Origin of the sequence: Flagellimonas aequoris, assembly GCF_003584165.1 — a bacterium.
GTDB lineage: Bacteria > Bacteroidota > Bacteroidia > Flavobacteriales > Flavobacteriaceae > Flagellimonas > Flagellimonas aequoris.
In genome coordinates, this window is the sequence record NZ_QXFJ01000011.1 from 18,621 (window position 1) to 35,465 (window position 16,845).

Sequence of the window (16,845 nt, forward strand, 5' to 3'; positions counted from 1 at the left end):
ACCGATTTTTAAGGCAACTACATCTTGAATTGTTTGGGTTGGTCGGTTTCCGCCAAATCTTTGTCACAGACTCAACGGTCTAAAACCCAAATCTTATGGAAACCACTCTTAAAAGCAGGGAGACCATGCACCGCTTGTGTGGCAAGGGCCTCGAAATCTTCAACGAAAAAGGCTATTACAATACTAGCCTTGACGATATTCTAAAACAACTGTCGCTTTCCAAGGGTGCCTTTTACCATCATTTTAAATCGAAGGAAGATTACTTTATCAGCATTGTGCAGAACCTTATCGTACAAAAGGTGTATGCCTTGTTGATCGAACCCCTGAACACCGAAGAAAATCCGTTGCCCATTATTGTGGAAAGTCTGGAGAACGCCTTGGAACCTGGTAAGAAGAATGAAATGGCCTACGGCTTTATGCTGAACGACTTTTTAACGGAGTTCAACAAGCGCAACGAGGAAATCAGTGGGTATTTAAAGGACATCCTGAACGTTTGGGAGGTAAACCTGGTTTCCGTACTTAAAAAAGGCAAATTGGATGGGTACATTGCCCGCCATGTGGATTGTGAGGGCGTGGCCACCTACATTATTGCTTCCTATTTGGGGATGCGCTCGTTGATGATGGACAGTAGCAACCGCCAGTTGAAATACCAATACGTACAACAGTTGAAGCACTACTTTAAGTCCTTGGAGCCACAGCCCGTGATGGCTTAAGCTTCCAAAATTTTCAAAAGTTGGTCCACCACCTGTTGGGGATCTATGTTTTCCATGACATTTTCGTACCCTTTGGGTACTTTGTTCCCATACACCGATGTAGGAATCAAGGGATACTGCTCCCGATCTGCCAACAACGCATTTTCCATAGGTTGATGAAAGGGGTAAAACCCAGCATACGGATGCGTAACCCCCCAAAGGGTGACCACAGGAATGCCATAATTGGCCGCCAAATGGGCATTGCCACTGTCCATGGAAAGCATCACATCCAAATTGGAAATTAGTTGCAGTTCTTCGGATAAAGTGAGTTTTCCTGCCATGCATTGGGTGTTGGCATACTCGGCCGAAATCCTCTCCAACTGCTGTACTTCTTGTTCCCCTCCCCCGAAAAGCAAAATTTTATACTTATCGGTATCTGTAAGGGTTTTGATGACTTTTTCCATCAAAAATAACGGGTACATCTTTCCGGAATGCGCTGCAAAAGGCGCAATACCCACCCATTTTTTGGTATCCTGATGCACCAAATCCAGTATTTTTTCAGAAAGCGGTAAACGTGCCAAAGGTTTGGCATCGGACATGTCTATAGGGAATCCCAATTGTGCAAAAACATCGGCATAGCGCTGCACCGTAGTCCTTAATGGCCTGAAATCCTTGTTTTTGGCCCGAGTCAATGCTTTCTTTTCCTTTCTACCTTTATCGAGCTGTACAAAAGCAACGCCACTTGTGGCAAAATACTTCTTCAAAATCCTGCTACGAAGTACATTGTGCAAATCGGCAACGGCGGTAAAATGAAATGGTTTCAATTCTTGATAAAGTTGCCATAACCCCATCAGGCCTTTGTGGCGTTTTTTTACATCGGCCTCCAAGACATTTACGCGTTCCAAACCTTCAAAAATGGGCAAGAAGGGTCTCTTGGTCAATACCGTTACGTGAAGCTCTGGGTATTTTTTTAGCAACGTACCAATAACCGGAACTGCCATCGCCACATCGCCCATGGCCGACAAGCGGATGACCAACAAATGGGGGTTGCTACCCTTTTTGTCCACGGAGTACTGGGTTTAGTTCCTCGTCATTGTACATTTTCATCTGTTTGTAGACTTTCATGTACTTGTTGCCTGCCTCTATATCGGCCAGTAATTGATCAATGGCAGTGGATAGGTCCCTTTTCTGTTCCAACAACACGGCCAGTTTAGCGCTGCATTTTTGGATGTGGTCCGCCGAAGCATCGGTACGGTTCACCTCTTCCTGCATATGATAAATTTTCAAGGCCAAAATGGACAGTCGGTCAATGGCCCAGGCTGGACTTTCGGTATTGATGGTGGCATTTTCCTTTACTTGTACCGATTGGTATTTCTGAAGGAAATAGCTGTCGATATATTCTACTAAATCCGTACGGTCTTGGTTGCTGGCGTCGATTTTGCGTTTCAAATCCAAGGCATCCACCGGGTCGATGGCCGGATCACGGATGATATCCTCGTAATGCCATTGTACGGTATCTATCCAGTTCTTTCGGTACAAAAGATGCTCAATCTTATCCTTTGGATAAGGGTTTGAGAATTCTTGGTACACATCATCTTTAATGTGGTAGGTGTCGATACTTTCCTGGAATATGCCAAAAGCAAAGTCGCTGAACATGGTATTGAAATTTCGTCAAAGATATTGCTTTATGACTTAACGATTAAGCTCCAAGGCAAAAAGCAGGAACGAGAGCAGCAGGCAAAGGATCAACACAACTTCCTGAAGTTTTGGTCTTTTGATGGCCTCAAAGTAATTGGCAAGGAAAACCGAAGCAGGAAAAAAGGTAATCAACACTGGAGATTCGTCCACGGGGGTGAACAAAGTGATCAGAATACCGAACACCAAGGCCAAAAAAAGGATTCTCAGGTGCAATAGCTTTCCCCCACCCACGCTTCGCATCCGCAGAAAGACCAGAATGGCAATGATCAGAACCAAAATAAAATATACCAAAGCCTTAACGTTCAACACCTGCAGAAAGGAATAGGCCTCCAAAAAACTCAATGTAAATTGATAGTGTCGTTCAAAAAAATCTAGCGAACCCAACACTTTAAGGGTGGTAAAGGTCAAAACAAATATGGTGGCCACACCCAGTAGGGGAACCAACCAGTTTTTGAAGGTCTTGCGATCGTACATATTGATCACCACAAAAATGAGCACCAAGAACACCAAGGCCCAATCATAGAACAAGCTGGCCAGTGCAATTAAAAGGGAGGCATCAAAAATCTTGTGCTTTACATTTTTGACCGACTTGATGGAAAGCAGTCGCCATAAGGCAAGCAACAGGAACAAATTGGTGAAAATGGCATTTTTCTGTTCAAACTCCTCGGAAAAAGCAATCGCCAAGAGCGCAAAAAAAAGCATGGCGTAGGAGTTAAAATCCGTCAACTTCTCCGTTCTAACGATTTGGTGGATGATAAAAATGACCAAGAGAAGCACTCCAAAGGCGAGTAGTTCCCACGGAAATTCTTCGAAGAAACTTTTCTCCCCGGCAATAAAAAATATCCTGCTGAAATAAAAAAGGAGCAATAAAATACCAAGGACGAAATGGACAATGGGTTTTGTTTTTCCGAAAAAGCTTGAAATCATCCTTTCTTTTGCTACTTTTGTAAAGTAAATATAGCCAAGATGAGCAAGTTTTTTTACGGTATAGAAGACTTATTTGTAAACTATCTTTTTGCCCCTTACGATTTTTTCCGCTTTTTGCATAGCTGGTGGGCATCCAACACCATGAACTGGATCTTTTTTGTCATCGGACTGATCGCTGCAGCCTATTGGATGAATCAATTGAAGATTTTTAATGACAATGGTGAAGAGGACAAGAGCATCAGCTCACACTCTTACCTATAGATCGAACCCTAGATCTTTTCTGTAATACATGCCATCAAAATGGAGTTTTTCCATGCTTTGATAGGACTTTTGTAGTGCCTCTTTAAAATCTTTTCCGAAGGAAGTGATCGCTATGACGCGCCCGCCATTGGTAACCACCTTGCCATCTTGCAGCTTGGTGCCGGCATGGAACACGATTGAATCCTCAATGGTATCCGCACCTGTAATTTCCTTCCCTTTTTCATAATCTTCGGGATAACCTCCCGATACGGCCATAACCGTTGTAGCTGCCCTTTCGTCAATTTGAAGATCGATTTGATCCAAAGTACCATTGGCCATCGCCACAAGTACCTCAACCAAATCACTTTTTAGCCTAGGGATGACCACCTCGGTCTCTGGATCTCCCATACGCACATTGTACTCGATTACTTTGGGTTCGCCATCTACTTTGATCAAGCCTATGAAGATGAACCCGACGTAGGGCAGGTTATCCTTTTTAAGGCCCTCTACCGTCGGTTTCACGATTCTGGACTCAACCATATCCATAAAAGCAGGATTTGCAAAAGGAACGGGCGAAATGGCCCCCATGCCCCCTGTATTGAGTCCGGTATCCCCTTCGCCGATACGCTTGTAATCTTTTGCGGTGGGAAGGATCTTGTAGTTGGCACCATCGGTGAGCACAAAACAGCTCAGTTCGATTCCGTCCAGGAACTCCTCAATCACTACTGTGGCACTCGCAGAACCAAATTTGGAATCCAACAACATGGATTTCAGTTCCGTCTTGGCTTCTTCCAAATCCTGAAGGATCAACACTCCCTTACCGGCGGCCAATCCATCGGCCTTGAGCACATAGGGCGGCTTTAGGGATTCCAAAAAGGCATATCCCTTCTCCAAAGATTCACCGGTAAAACTTTCATAGGCAGCAGTAGGGATGTTGTGCCTCATCATGAACTCCTTGGCAAATTCCTTGCTACCCTCTAAAGCAGCAGCGGCCTTTTGTGGGCCAATAACAGGAACGCCTTTTAATGCAGCATCGCTTAAGAAAAAATCATGTACCCCGTTTACCAAGGGGTCCTCGGGACCCACAACCACCAAATCGATGCCCTCCTCCAACACGAGTTCCTTTAGCGCATCAAAATCATTTACACCGACCGGTACATTTGTGGCGATGGCTGCAGTACCCGCGTTGCCTGGTGCAACGAACAATTTTGAGGTTTTAGGACTTTGTGAGATTTTAAGGGCAATGGCATGTTCACGTCCGCCAGAACCCAGTACCAGGATATTCATGATTCAAAGTTTTGGCAAAAGTAACCCAATTCGTTTTTAATCTAGGATTAAAATATCTTTTTAAGGTTAATCCATCTGGACACGAATGTCACGAATAGCCTAAATTTTCATCAATCCAATATTGGAGTTCTTAGAAAGTAATGTACTTAGGATTGAAAGTCGCGGTGCGCCTGGTATAGTTCGTCGTGGGAAAGGGATTTAAAGTATTCGTATACTCTTTTAAGTCCTTCGGAGCGATGTACCGTAGGCTCCCATCCCAAAATTTCCTTGGCGCGGGTAATGTCCGGCTGACGTTGCAAAGGGTCATCCTTTGGCAAAGGCTTGAAGACTATTTTCTGGTCGGTCCCTGTTAATTTGATGATTTCCTCGGCAAACTCAAGAATTGTGGTCTCATCAGGATTTCCAATATTAATGGGCTCTACATAGTCGCTCAGTAGCAAACGGTAAATACCCTCCACTTGATCATCGATATAGGTAAAGGAGCGGGTTTGGGAACCATCGCCAAAAACCGTAAGGTCTTCACCACGCAATGCTTGGCCTATAAATGCGGGAACCACTCTACCGTCATTCAATCGCATGCGGGACCCGTAGGTGTTGAAGATGCGCACAATCCGGGTGTCCAACCCATGGTGCCTATGATAGGCCATGGTAATGGACTCCATAAAGCGTTTGGCTTCATCATACACTCCTCTGGGCCCTATGGGACTGACGTTTCCGTAGTAATCTTCATTTTGGGGGTGCACCAAGGGGTCACCGTATACTTCGGAAGTAGATGCAACCAATATTCGTGCTTTATGGTCCCTTGCCAATCCCAATAAGTTTAAAGTGCCCAAAGACCCCACCTTTAGGGTTTCTATGGGAATTTTCAAATAATCAATAGGGCTTGCAGGGGAAGCGAAATGAAGGATATAATCCATTCGACCGGGGACATGGACAAATTTGGTGACATCGTGATGAAAGAATTCAAAACGTTCCAAATGGAACAAATGTTCAATGTTTTTTAAATCACCGGTGATGAGGTTGTCCATGCCGATGACATGGTGGCCTTCGGCGATAAACCTGTCACAAAGGTGTGATCCCAAAAAGCCGGCCGCCCCGGTGATGAGTGTTTTTTTCATTTTTTTATACTCCCCTTGAAAACAAAACAGTCGTTACCGTTTTGAATATAATTCTTAAGTCAAGTGTAATCGATCTGTTTTTGATGTAATATAAGTCATACTCCAGTTTTCTGATTGAATCCTCCAAATCCTCCCCATATTTATACTTCACTTGTGCCCATCCAGTAATTCCAGGCTTGAACAAGTGTCTAATCCCATAAAAGGGCAATTTATCATTTAATTGATCTACAAAGACTTTTCTTTCTGGGCGAGGGCCAATAAATGTCATTTCTCCCCGAATTACTGAAATTATTTGTGGTAGTTCATCTATTCGAAAAACTCTTAGTACTTTCCCGAAAGGTGTTATTCTGGCATCATTTTTTGTGGCCATTTTTGCCCCTGACCTTTCGGCATCCACCACCATTGACCTAAACTTATAAATCTTGAACTCTTTCCCATATTGCCCCACTCTCAACTGGGAATATAATATGGGGCCACGATTAAAGAACAGGTTTAAAAACCAAACAAACGGAAAAACAATAACAAACAAAAGACCTACGAGGAAGGAAAGAATGAAATTAACCAAATAACTAAAAATTACTTGGAGGTATCTGATCTTTCGATTGCGCAACTGTAATAGTTCATAAAAACTATGGTGATGTGATTTAATTGGCATGGCCTCATAAACATTCTCGTAAAATGAAGAATATGAGATAACCTCTTTCTTGTTTAGAATGGAATCGAGCATTAAAACCTCCAAATCCTTTGGTAAATCGTCATAATTTCTGAGGTTCAATATCCAAGAATCAATTTTATCGATGGCCTTCAGAAAAGTCCTTTTCTTAAGGAACGAAGCTTTGTTATCAATGCAATATGTTAGCTTAACTCTATAAAAAGTGTTTTTTCCATCACCGTTGATATATTCCAAGTGTTCCTTCAAATTGTCCATTGCATTTTCATCATAGACATACAACACATTTTTGGTGGTAGGGATAATCTTAAAAACGTTACTGAAAAAAAGTCTCCACAAGCCAACTTCTATGGGAGTCAACAACAAAAATGATAACAATGGGATTCTCCAATAGCTTACATCATAAACAAAGACTGTGAAAAGGAATACCCAGAAGACAAAAAACACTGTTATGTAGACCGATTGGGACAAAACATATCTTCTTCTCGAAACCTTTTCCAAATTATAGAAATCGAGAATATAGGAAAGCGCAAAAAATGTCAAAATTCCAAAAGTAACAACGGAAACCTTAAGATTGGACGACACATATTGTTTGTCAATTGCATGATTGATGAACAAGTTCAGCGAAGCTAACACAATCAACGTATCTCCTATTAGAAGAATAAATTTCCTCTCAACTGAATTCAGAATAGATACCTTTGGCATGAAAATTCGCTTTAAGTCCCTTTTTGCGAAGGCTGACCAACTAAATCATTGATTACTTTTTGGTATCTTAAATTAATACTTTTGTAAGTACAATTTTTCATCAGGTAATCATATCCCTTCATACCAAAATCTTTTAACTCTTCTTGGTTAAGTCCCATGAAATAGCTAATTCTTTCCTTTAGCTCTTTTTCATTTTCCGGCTCAACCACAAAACCTGCTCCTGCATATGTCACTGGGTTTTCCAAAGAGTCCAACGCTTGCAAAATAGGTTTTTTGGCATAGAAGTAGTCAAATGTTTTTAATTGTGATGTCCCATATTGATATACCTTGGAGTTTTTTCTTCCCTTACCCATAAAAAGTAAATCCATTTTTTTTAAAAATTGGGATACATAGCCTTTTGGAATCTTGTCCAAAAAATAAATATTGTCAAAAGGCTTTGCAACCTTCATAAGCCTTTCTTTTTCAGGACCATCACCCAAAATATATAATTTTAATCTATTATCCCCAAAGTTTCCAACAACATTGATTACAGTGTCCAACGGATTTGCTACCACCAAAGTGCCTGCATACCCAATTTTAAAATCACTTTCATTAAAATCGATTGCCAATACATCCTTTAGGTTCAAATCGGGATTGTCTTCGCTCAGGGAATAGCCATTTGTAATCCATTCATATTTGAAATTGGAATGGCCCAACACCTTTTGAATGTGTTTATCTGCCCTAGGCAATACGGATATTATTAGATCACAGTTGGAATAAGCCCATTTTTCCAATCTGGCTATGAATTGTATAAATATGTTATCCTTTTTGTAGCCACCAAACTCTATTGCTGACAATGGCCATAAGTCCCTGATCTCAAATACTAATTTGGTCTTGGGGTATATTAATCTAAAAAAAGCAAGGTTGATTATTGGTAATATTGGAAGTGAAGACAACACGATAACATCTGGCTTTGGAACCTTTTTTTTTGATAGTACCGGCAAAAGAAAAAGGTTCAGCATAAACATTATCCAGTTCAAGATCCTACCTATTCCTCCAGACTGTTTATACTTATTCGTTTTCAATATCAACGTGGGAACACCATTATGTACATACTTGTATAGTCCCAAAAAACTATTATGCCTTTTGGGTGCATGTGAAAAAGATCCCGTAATCAATAACGGTTTTAAATCAGTTTCGCTATTAAAATATTTTGCAATATAATAATGCCTGTATCCTTCGCCCTTAATTTCTGGACTGGTTATATATTGATTTATGAACCAAATATTTTTCACTGAAACCTGCTAATTAACTCATTACATATAGTACTGCCAATTTGCAATGATGATGTTGCTGCTGGCGACGGAGCATTTATTACATGAACTGCGTTTTGAGAATACTCAATCAGGAAATCATCGGCTAGTTTTCCATTGTCAAAACAAATTTGAGCCCTAATCCCGGAATTGCCAACTTCCAAATCTTCCGCATTAATCTCGGGTATGAGTCTCCGCAGCGATTTGACAAATGCCTTTTTGGAGAAGGACCTGTACATTTCAAAAATTCCAACTTTCCAGTATCGTAAGGCCAATCTTAAAAAACCCCTGTAAAAAACACTTTCGGCCAATTCTTGAAAATTAACTTCAAATTTACCATATCCTTCTCGCCCAAGGGCCAAAACCGCATTAGGGCCCGCATCTATCTCCCCATTGATTCTACGGGTAAAATGAACTCCAAGAAATGGGAATTTGGGGTTTGGTACTGGATACACCAAATTTTTTACCAGATATCTTTTATTTTTCTTGAGCATGAAGTATTCTCCTTTGAATGGTACAATCTTTGCCCTAAGCTTTACTCCATTCATTTTCGCTATTTTATCTGAATAAAGTCCTGCGCAATTCACCATATACTTACTTACAATACTGTTATTCCCAAAATCAAGTATAAGTTTTTTGTTTCCTGATATTTTTTCAAGAGCATTTCCGAAGAAAAAACGAGTACCCATTTTCTCAAGGCATTCCTTTAATTTATTGGCTACTTGACCATAATCCACTATTCCGGCTTGGGGTACAAAAACAGCTTTGGTCCCCCTTACATGCGGTTCAATGACCATAATTTCTGCCGAATTCAGGATTTTTAGTCCCTCCAAGCCATTTTCAACTCCTCTTTGATAAATGGTGTTCAACCCCTCCTCTTCTTTGGCATCCGTGGCCACAATTAATTTGCCGCATATATCAAAATCAATACCATGTTCCCTACAAAATTGGACAAGTAGGTCATACCCTTGTCTGCAATTTTTTGCCTTGGCACTTCCAGGCTTGTAATATATCCCCGAATGTATAACACCGCTATTTCTACCTGTTTGGTGTTTCGCTATGTCTTTTTCCTTTTCAATAATAGCAAGTTGTAGTCCGGGTTGTGCTTTCTTAAGGAAGTATCCAACCGAAAGTCCAACAATTCCACCACCAACGATTGTCACATCATATTCCATCATTCAAAAAAGGCTTTGATAGCATTCGCTACTTGCCAAGCGTCCTCTTTGGTCAGATGTTCCCCCATCGGCAAACTCAGTAGTTCTGCATCGTTGTTATATGCGAAATAGGTGCTACAATCTTGTTTTAAATAATTATAGGCTTCCAGTTTTGGAAGGGCAATTGGGTAATGAACACCTGTTTGAATGCCGTGTTCGTTTAGATAATTTGCCAGCTCATCCCGTAACTTTGTTCGGATTACAAAAACATGATAGACTTGTTTTGCCCATTCCTCTCTTTTTGGTAATGAAATTTCCTTTACCCCTAATAGGCTCGACAGATAAAAATCAGCTATCTCGATACGTTTATTGGTCCAATTGTCCAAGTATTTCAACTTTACATTGAGAATAGCTGCCTGCAAATTATCTAGCCTACTATTTCTACCTTCAAATTGGTGATTGTATTTTTCAATTCTTCCGTGATTCGCTATCATCCTACATTTGGTGGCAAGCTCACTGCTATTAGTCAATATGGCACCACCATCACCATATGCGCCAAGGTTTTTTCCGGGATAAAAACTAAAGGCACCAATAGTTCCGATTGCCCCTACTCTTGTGCCTTTGTATTCAGCACCATGCGCTTGCGCACAATCTTCAATGATAAATAGGCCATGTTCATCAGCAATTTCCTTTAAACCGTCCATATCACAGGGATGCCCATAAAGGTGTACTGCAATAACAGCTCTTGTATTCTTGGTCAGTACACTCACCACGCTTTTTAAATCAATAGTGTAATTGTGTGGGTCACAATCACAGAAGACGACTTTATGTCCAGCTCTTGTAACAGCTTCCGAGCTTGCCACAAAACTGTTAGCGGGAACAATGATTTCTGAATTGTTTGGAAGACCCAAAGCCTCTATTGCAATCTCAAGTGCATCTGTTCCATTTGCCACACCTATACAATAATTGGCATCCTGATAGGATGCAAAGTCCTTTTCAAGTTGTTTTATTTGTTCCCCTCCAATAAAAGTTGCCTTTTCAATAACATTGTGAATAGCTGCATCCACCTCAACTTTGATTTGGGAATATTGACTTTTAAGATCGAGAAACTTTATCATATGGTTTTTGTAAAATATATTTTTTGATCACCTATTTGTGTATAAGGTGGTTCAAAGCCCGGAAAGTATGTTGCCCTTATATGACTTCGTATCTTTTCAGAATTCCAGTTCAAATCTATTCTTTTAATATCTTCAATCTCTTTTCTAAAATGCAGCGTAGTTCCTCTTTCTGACATAAGCGCTTTTTGAGGGGTGCATTTGTACTCATTATCCAAAATTTTTGGCAAAGATTCTTGAAATAGTTCTATGGAGGCCTTGAAAGTCTTTTCATATAGTTGATCAACCCATATTCCTTGCTCTATGGGAAATCTTTTTTCAAATAAAATATCGCCTGAATCTATTCCCTCATCCAATCTGTGCAGGGTTGTACCAAATTCTGTTTTTCCGTCAATGATTGCAAATGAAAACTGGTTGCAGCCTCTATATTCAGGCAATGGTGCCATATGGAGATTGATAGTAATATCCTTGGCCTTATTTATGTGCTCTTTTTTTAAAATTAAATGGTATTGCACTGAAATTGCAATATGGACTTCTTCTTTAAGGGCCAAAAAAGCATCCAAATCACTTAATATGCGTATTTGGGACTTTTGGGCAAGAGCTTTAATGTTCTCTCCTCTATTGTTTGTTAAAACACCCAGAATGTTATAATCTAATTCTTTGGCATTTTCAACCAAATATTCCAAACATTCATATCCGATTTGTTTTGAGCCTAAAAAAACTATGTTCTTCATCTCATTTCAGTGCTTTATTACGATTTGGCATTTTATTGTAGATTTTATCAATAATCTCAACTGTTTTAAGGCCTTCAAAACCGTTGGCAGAAATAACCCCGTCATTTGTAAGTACCTCAACCACATTTGCATAGACCTTATCATGATTAGACATGGATCCTTGATATTGTCCATAGTTGTTTGCGGAGTTTCCTTCAGGCAAGTTATCTATGACCACTCCATCAATATTTTGATACTCCAGCTCATTTAGGTATTGACCACCTATTTTCACAGTACCCCTTTCACCAAAAATAGTTAGGGAGCCTTCCATATTCTTACCAAAACTATTAACCGTATAATTAATTGTTCCTATGGCCCCGTTATAAAATTCCAATGCAATAACACCATTGTCATCAAACTCCGCAATACCTTGATGATTGAAATTACCCCCAAAAGCTTCTACATTTTTAACGTCGCCTATCATCCAATATAGCAAGTCAATAAAATGACTGAACTGGGTGTACAGTGTCCCGCCATCCAACTCCAAGGTTCCTTTCCAAGAATTGTTGTAATAATCTTCGTTCCGATTCCAAAAACAGCTTAACTGTACAGATAGTATATTTCCCAATTTTCCTGAATCAATCAAGCGTTTTATGGCTTCAACAGGTGGATTAAATCGGTTTTGTTTTACGATCATCAACCTTTTGTTGGCACTCTCTGCGGCTTTGATCATTTCGCCACAATCATAAACACTTGTGGCCATAGGCTTTTCACAAAGCACGTGCATTCCACTCCTTAATACTTTTATGGAGTGTTCTGCATGTAGACCGTTTGGCGAGCATATGGCTACAAGGTCTATCTCTTTTTCATTTGCGAACATGTCCTCAAGGGATGAGTAGGCAGTAGCTCCATATTCTTTTGCTAATGCTTCGGACTTTTCCACATCCACATCACAAACAGCCTTTAGGATTCCGTTGTTGGCAATATGTTTGGCATGCCTGTTTCCAATCCGGCCACACCCCACTATGGCAAATTTCAATAATTTCATAATTTATTTTATGTTGGACAAAGGTAGTTTTATTTATAAAAATAAACTTACAATTGATAAATGCTATATTCGCATTTAAAAATGAATCACGACATTGCTTTTTGGAAAGCCTGCGAAAGAGGAGACCAACAAACCATTGTGCGTGTTTTGCCCCAAATAAAACATGTTGACATTGCGAATGAAAAAGGCTGGACAGGTCTTATCATGGCGGTGTTCAATGAACATTATCAAGTGGCGAAATTCTTGGTGGCAAATGGGGCCAATGTAAATGCAACCAACCTCAAGGGTACCACGGTGTTTATGTATGCCAAGACCCCGGTATTGGTATCTAGAGATACCAAAATATTGGATTGGTTGCTAAATATGGGAGCAAATATCAATGCAAAGGACAAAAAAGCTTCTTTGACCGTTTTGGACTATGTAAAGCAGCAAAATGCACTTTGGTTGGAAAAATGGCTAAGACAAAAAGGGGCGAAATTGGCAAGTGAACTTGAATAATCCAATACGTCTAAGGAACTTTTGAGATTACGGCCCTGAACTTACCATTCTTGTTTCTTGGGATTTCCTTTAATTGATTGAACTGTACGGATACTTCACCTACCTGGCTGCAGAGTCTTTTTTTCATCTCCTCTTCCTCAAGCCTTGAAAAACCGTCCTCTACAACAACATTTATGGTGTAATCTTCTGTGGTGTTTTGTATGAGTTGGGCCACCACAAGTTTTGGAATATCAACAAATAGGCCATGAAAGCGTACCATTTTACGGCCATCCTTAGCTGTTACAACATCTTCTGTCCTACCTTCTATTTCATCAATTTTGGGCATGTGGAGACCGGATACAGTCTCTTGGTTCTTTGATAACTTTACCCTATCTCCAATCCTGTAGCGGATTAGAGGTTGGTCAAAATTTAATAATCCGGTTGAAATGACCTCTCCTGCATCTCCATGGGCAACATCCTTTCCTTCATCATCCACCACTTCCATAATCCCCGTGTCTGGGCTAAAAAGCAATTCTCCATGGCTGTTCTCGGATATCAACCCGCAAGACTCCACTCCACTGTATGCGTCATATACTTTGCAGTTGTAAACTCTTTCCATGGTTGACCGCATTTCCTGTGTCAGTTTTTCACTTGAGGTCAAAACCGCTTTAAGTTTTGGTGCTTGCAGTTCTTTTTTTTCTATAAATTCGGCCAATAGGTAGTTGCTCATGGCATACCCTACCATGTAGTCCAGTTGGCTGTCCTTGATTCCTTTCAAGTAGTTGGATGCAGTTTCTGGTGATAGGTGATATGCTGAAAAATAGACCTGTTTTTCAGCATAATTTTTACGGAAATAAGGTGGTTTTGCATCGGCATCCGGCAGAATTCTTCTTCCCCCTATCATTCCCCTACTCATGGTGTGGTCCACTCCGGCCCAATTTCGTATACGGGCCTCATAAGCTGCACTCCATATCTGATGTGCCTCTTTGGTGAAAAATGCTTTGATAGGTGTTCCTGTACTACCACTACTGGACAGAAAAGTTCCTTTTTTACGCTTTGTGGAGAGCAATGTAGTGGTGCCATATTTTCTAAGTTCCTCTTTTTCAAGGCATGGAAGCTTCTTTAAATCCTCTATCTCAAACTTTTTAAAATCTTCGGGGCCAAACCCATGTTCGGCATAAAGCTTCTTATAATATGGTACTGTATCAAAGGCATGAGCCAATAACTTTCTTAGTTCTTTGGTCTGGTATTCCCGCCATTGATCCTTGGTGAACTTTTCCCTCCTTTTAAATTCATTTACGTGCGTTTTAAAAACCCCTCCAAGTCTTCTGCTTTTCCAATAGAAGCCATAAGCCGAAATGAGAAGGTTTTGAATAAATACAGGGGATTTTTTGTAGGCCGTTTGTATTTTATTTTTCATGTATTAAAAATCTTGTTGGAGAGCCTTAATTATTTATCCAAATCAATCAAAAACGGTTCAATTACTCAATAATTCTTTTAAAATCGTTTCTCGAGTATTACCATTACCATAAAGGTTTATATCAAAATTCATCGTATTTGTGACTACTTTATGATAAGCCTCTAGAATTTTATTCTCATCAGACCCTGTTAAAAAGTTTACATTAATTTCAACGAGTTCTATCCACTCTGTTTCCTCTCGTACTGTAATACAAGGTTTCTTAAAAAAATAAGCTTCTTTCTGCACCCCACCACTATCGGTAACCACCATACAACAATTGGATAACAACCAAACCATTTCCAAATAACCCACAGGGTTAATTATTTTGATCTGGGGGCTTAACTCAATATCATATTTTTCAATATAATGTTTGGTCCTAGGGTGTAGGGGAAGGACCACCTGTTTTTGTGAAGCGATCTTCGAGAGTGCGGAAAATATATTTTTAAGTTTTTCCTTGGAGTCCGTATTCTCCGCTCTATGAATAGTTGATAATACAAAATTCGTGCCGAGCACTTCTCTTGGCTGAACAGCATAGTTGCTATAAACCTTAGCTGCATCCAACATGATGTCACCTGTTTTTACGATTTTAATGTGCATGTTTTCAAAACCTTCAGCGGTAAGATTTTCCATGGCCGTGTCCGTTGGACAAAAAAGAACATCGCTAATTCTATCTGTCAAAATTCTATTAACCTCTTCGGGCATATGCATATTAAAAGATCTTAACCCAGCTTCAACATGTGCTACTTTAATATGTATTTTTTTTGCGGCCAATGCCCCTGCTATGGTAGAATTCGTGTCTCCATAAACCAAAACCCAATCCGGTTTCTCCTTGATTAACACTTTTTCTATTTTTTCCAACATTTGTCCTGTCATTGCTCCATGGGTCAAAGAATTAATTCCTAAGTCATAATCTGGTTTTGGTATTCCCATTTGATTAAAAAAAATGTCGCTCATGTTAGCATCAAAATGTTGCCCAGTATGAATGATAATTTCCGAGATTTTTCCTTTGCCCTCTTCATTATGGTCTTTTATGGCCTTGCTTACCATCGCCGCTTTAACAAATTGAGGTCTAGCTCCTATAATAGTAACGATTTTCATAGTGACAGTGTGCTCTTATTCATCTAGTAATTTAGCATACAACGCTAACAATTTTTTTTTCTCAATTGACCAATTATAAACTTCTTCAACCGCTTTTCTGGCATTTTCCCCCATTTGTTTTGCTTCTTTTGGATTGTTTTTGATTTTTTTTATCGCTTCTGCTACCTCAATGGGATTTTCAGGGTCAACACTGATGCCACACGCGTACTTATCTGTTATCTCCTTCCAATATTCAAAATTCGACATGATTACAGGCAAAGAAGCGGACATGTACTCGAATAATTTATTGGGTTGAGAATTTATATGGTTTGGGTAGGCTTGAAACAAAACCAATCCAGCCAAGGACCTAGACATTACCTCTCCCACTTTTTCCCTGCTGGAGAAACCATGGTCTATTACATTGTTCCATCCGGCCAATTCCATTGTTTCCTCTTTAAGCCCTGAATTTGGAAACTCTCCACATATATTCAACTTTGTATCACCAAATTCCAATGCCTGGACCATTTCAATTATTCCCCGGACCCTTAAAATCCCGCCAACATAACAAACCTCATTCTTCTTACTTGAGTAGTCTTCTTTTTGTGCTGCCAACTCGTTCAAAATCGGAAAATTATTAATAACCCATGTATTGTCATTAAGTTTTCTAAATCTTTTACCTATGTGTGGTGTGGCTGTTATCAATGCAGAAAACCTTTTGGCTCCAAAATTTTCAAACTTCTCCAGAAAAAATTCCATTGTTTTTCTTTTGAACTTACTCTTGTGTTTTTGAACAAAAAGCTGACGTGGCAGGTCCTCATGGATGTCATAAATTACCTTCTTTCCTTTTAATCTTAAAATCAATCCAATAATGATCAGTTCTGGATCGTGAAAATGATAAAGGTCGGCATTTAACTGTATCGCTTTTCGAAGAATTCTGAATGGTGTTATAAAAACCCTAACCAACTTGTTCTTTGGCGCTTTAATTCCATGAATATGAATTTTATCAACACTTTCTTCTGCTTCCCCGTCAGCAACAATCAAATCAACTCTATAGCCTTGGTCAGCCAAGGAAGAACATTCTTTTCGAAATATTCTGGTATCGTATCTGGGATGTGGTGAAGTAAAATGACATATTTTTTTTGAGGTAATCATAGTAATCGTGGCATATTAAGA

At 39.8% G+C, this 16,845-nt stretch carries 17 protein-coding genes; 3 read left to right on the forward strand and 14 right to left on the reverse strand.

Going from position 1 to position 16,845, the window contains the following annotated elements; all coding sequences use genetic code 11:
• Positions 1 to 95 precede the first annotated feature (95 nt).
• Entirely contained in the window at positions 96 to 713 is a 618-nt protein-coding gene (locus D2U88_RS04730; protein ID WP_119639163.1) for a TetR/AcrR family transcriptional regulator, read from the forward strand.
• Here the strand turns inward: D2U88_RS04730 and D2U88_RS04735 are convergent.
• The 3 genes from D2U88_RS04735 to D2U88_RS04745 are packed head-to-tail and all read right to left on the reverse strand — an operon-like array spanning position 710 to position 3,317.
• Positions 710 to 1,759: a glycosyltransferase family 9 protein gene (locus D2U88_RS04735; protein WP_119639164.1), complete on the reverse strand. Its 1,050-nt coding sequence runs from the start codon at positions 1,757 to 1,759 to the stop codon at positions 710 to 712. The two genes, D2U88_RS04730 and D2U88_RS04735, sit on opposite strands and share 4 nt — an antisense overlap.
• Positions 1,743 to 2,348, reverse strand: coding sequence for a DUF4254 domain-containing protein (locus tag D2U88_RS04740; protein WP_119639165.1), 606 nt, complete (start codon positions 2,346 to 2,348; stop codon positions 1,743 to 1,745). Before D2U88_RS04740 ends, D2U88_RS04735 begins: the two co-directional genes overlap by 17 nt.
• 36 nt (positions 2,349 to 2,384) lie before the next feature.
• Positions 2,385 to 3,317 (reverse strand): DUF6427 family protein, encoded by a 933-nt coding sequence (locus D2U88_RS04745; protein WP_119639166.1) that lies wholly within the window; start codon positions 3,315 to 3,317, stop codon positions 2,385 to 2,387.
• A gap of 39 nt (positions 3,318 to 3,356) precedes the next feature.
• Here D2U88_RS04745 and D2U88_RS04750 point away from each other — a divergent pair, with 39 nt between their 5' ends.
• Entirely contained in the window at positions 3,357 to 3,578 is a 222-nt protein-coding gene (locus D2U88_RS04750; protein ID WP_119639167.1) for a DUF6341 family protein, read from the forward strand.
• Here the strand turns inward: D2U88_RS04750 and purD are convergent.
• The 8 genes from purD to D2U88_RS04790 all read right to left on the reverse strand — a co-directional run bounded on the left by purD (position 3,573) and on the right by D2U88_RS04790 (position 12,659).
• Positions 3,573 to 4,844 (reverse strand): phosphoribosylamine--glycine ligase, encoded by a 1,272-nt coding sequence (gene purD, locus D2U88_RS04755; protein WP_119639168.1) that lies wholly within the window; start codon positions 4,842 to 4,844, stop codon positions 3,573 to 3,575. The two genes, D2U88_RS04750 and purD, sit on opposite strands and share 6 nt — an antisense overlap.
• 146 nt (positions 4,845 to 4,990) lie before the next feature.
• Positions 4,991 to 5,962, reverse strand: a complete 972-nt coding sequence (locus D2U88_RS04760) for a UDP-glucuronic acid decarboxylase family protein (RefSeq protein ID WP_119639169.1) — start codon at positions 5,960 to 5,962, stop codon at positions 4,991 to 4,993.
• A gap of 4 nt (positions 5,963 to 5,966) precedes the next feature.
• Positions 5,967 to 7,337, reverse strand: a complete 1,371-nt coding sequence (locus tag D2U88_RS04765; RefSeq protein ID WP_119639170.1) for a sugar transferase — start codon at positions 7,335 to 7,337, stop codon at positions 5,967 to 5,969.
• Positions 7,338 to 7,348: 11 nt separating this feature from the next.
• Positions 7,349 to 8,611, reverse strand: a complete 1,263-nt coding sequence (locus D2U88_RS04770) for a glycosyltransferase family 4 protein (protein WP_119639171.1) — start codon at positions 8,609 to 8,611, stop codon at positions 7,349 to 7,351.
• A complete protein-coding gene (gene lhgO, locus D2U88_RS04775) occupies positions 8,608 to 9,807 on the reverse strand; it encodes an L-2-hydroxyglutarate oxidase (protein WP_235855724.1) in 1,200 nt (399 codons plus the stop codon). The genes D2U88_RS04770 and lhgO overlap by 4 nt, the downstream gene beginning before the upstream one ends.
• On the reverse strand, positions 9,804 to 10,901 hold the full coding sequence (locus D2U88_RS04780; RefSeq protein WP_119639172.1) for a DegT/DnrJ/EryC1/StrS family aminotransferase: 1,098 nt from the start codon (positions 10,899 to 10,901) through the stop codon (positions 9,804 to 9,806). The genes lhgO and D2U88_RS04780 overlap by 4 nt, the downstream gene beginning before the upstream one ends.
• On the reverse strand, positions 10,898 to 11,632 hold the full coding sequence (locus tag D2U88_RS04785) for a formyltransferase family protein (protein WP_119639173.1): 735 nt from the start codon (positions 11,630 to 11,632) through the stop codon (positions 10,898 to 10,900). The genes D2U88_RS04780 and D2U88_RS04785 overlap by 4 nt, the downstream gene beginning before the upstream one ends.
• Before the next feature lies 1 nt (position 11,633).
• Positions 11,634 to 12,659 (reverse strand): Gfo/Idh/MocA family protein, encoded by a 1,026-nt coding sequence (locus D2U88_RS04790; RefSeq protein ID WP_119639174.1) that lies wholly within the window; start codon positions 12,657 to 12,659, stop codon positions 11,634 to 11,636.
• Between the two features lie 81 nt (positions 12,660 to 12,740).
• Between D2U88_RS04790 and D2U88_RS04795 the strand changes: the two genes are divergently transcribed.
• Complete coding sequence (locus tag D2U88_RS04795) at positions 12,741 to 13,157, forward strand: ankyrin repeat domain-containing protein (RefSeq protein ID WP_182859103.1); 417 nt, start codon at positions 12,741 to 12,743, stop codon at positions 13,155 to 13,157.
• Between the two features lie 10 nt (positions 13,158 to 13,167).
• Here D2U88_RS04795 and D2U88_RS04800 read toward each other — a convergent pair whose 3' ends face one another.
• The 3 genes from D2U88_RS04800 to D2U88_RS04810 are packed head-to-tail and all read right to left on the reverse strand — an operon-like array spanning position 13,168 to position 16,824.
• Entirely contained in the window at positions 13,168 to 14,556 is a 1,389-nt protein-coding gene (locus D2U88_RS04800; RefSeq protein WP_119639176.1) for a phenylacetate--CoA ligase family protein, read from the reverse strand.
• 57 nt (positions 14,557 to 14,613) lie between these two features.
• Positions 14,614 to 15,693: a non-hydrolyzing UDP-N-acetylglucosamine 2-epimerase gene (gene wecB / locus D2U88_RS04805; protein ID WP_119639177.1), complete on the reverse strand. Its 1,080-nt coding sequence runs from the start codon at positions 15,691 to 15,693 to the stop codon at positions 14,614 to 14,616.
• Positions 15,694 to 15,708: 15 nt separating this feature from the next.
• Positions 15,709 to 16,824: a glycosyltransferase gene (locus D2U88_RS04810; RefSeq protein WP_119639178.1), complete on the reverse strand. Its 1,116-nt coding sequence runs from the start codon at positions 16,822 to 16,824 to the stop codon at positions 15,709 to 15,711.
• Positions 16,825 to 16,845: the final 21 nt, after the last annotated feature.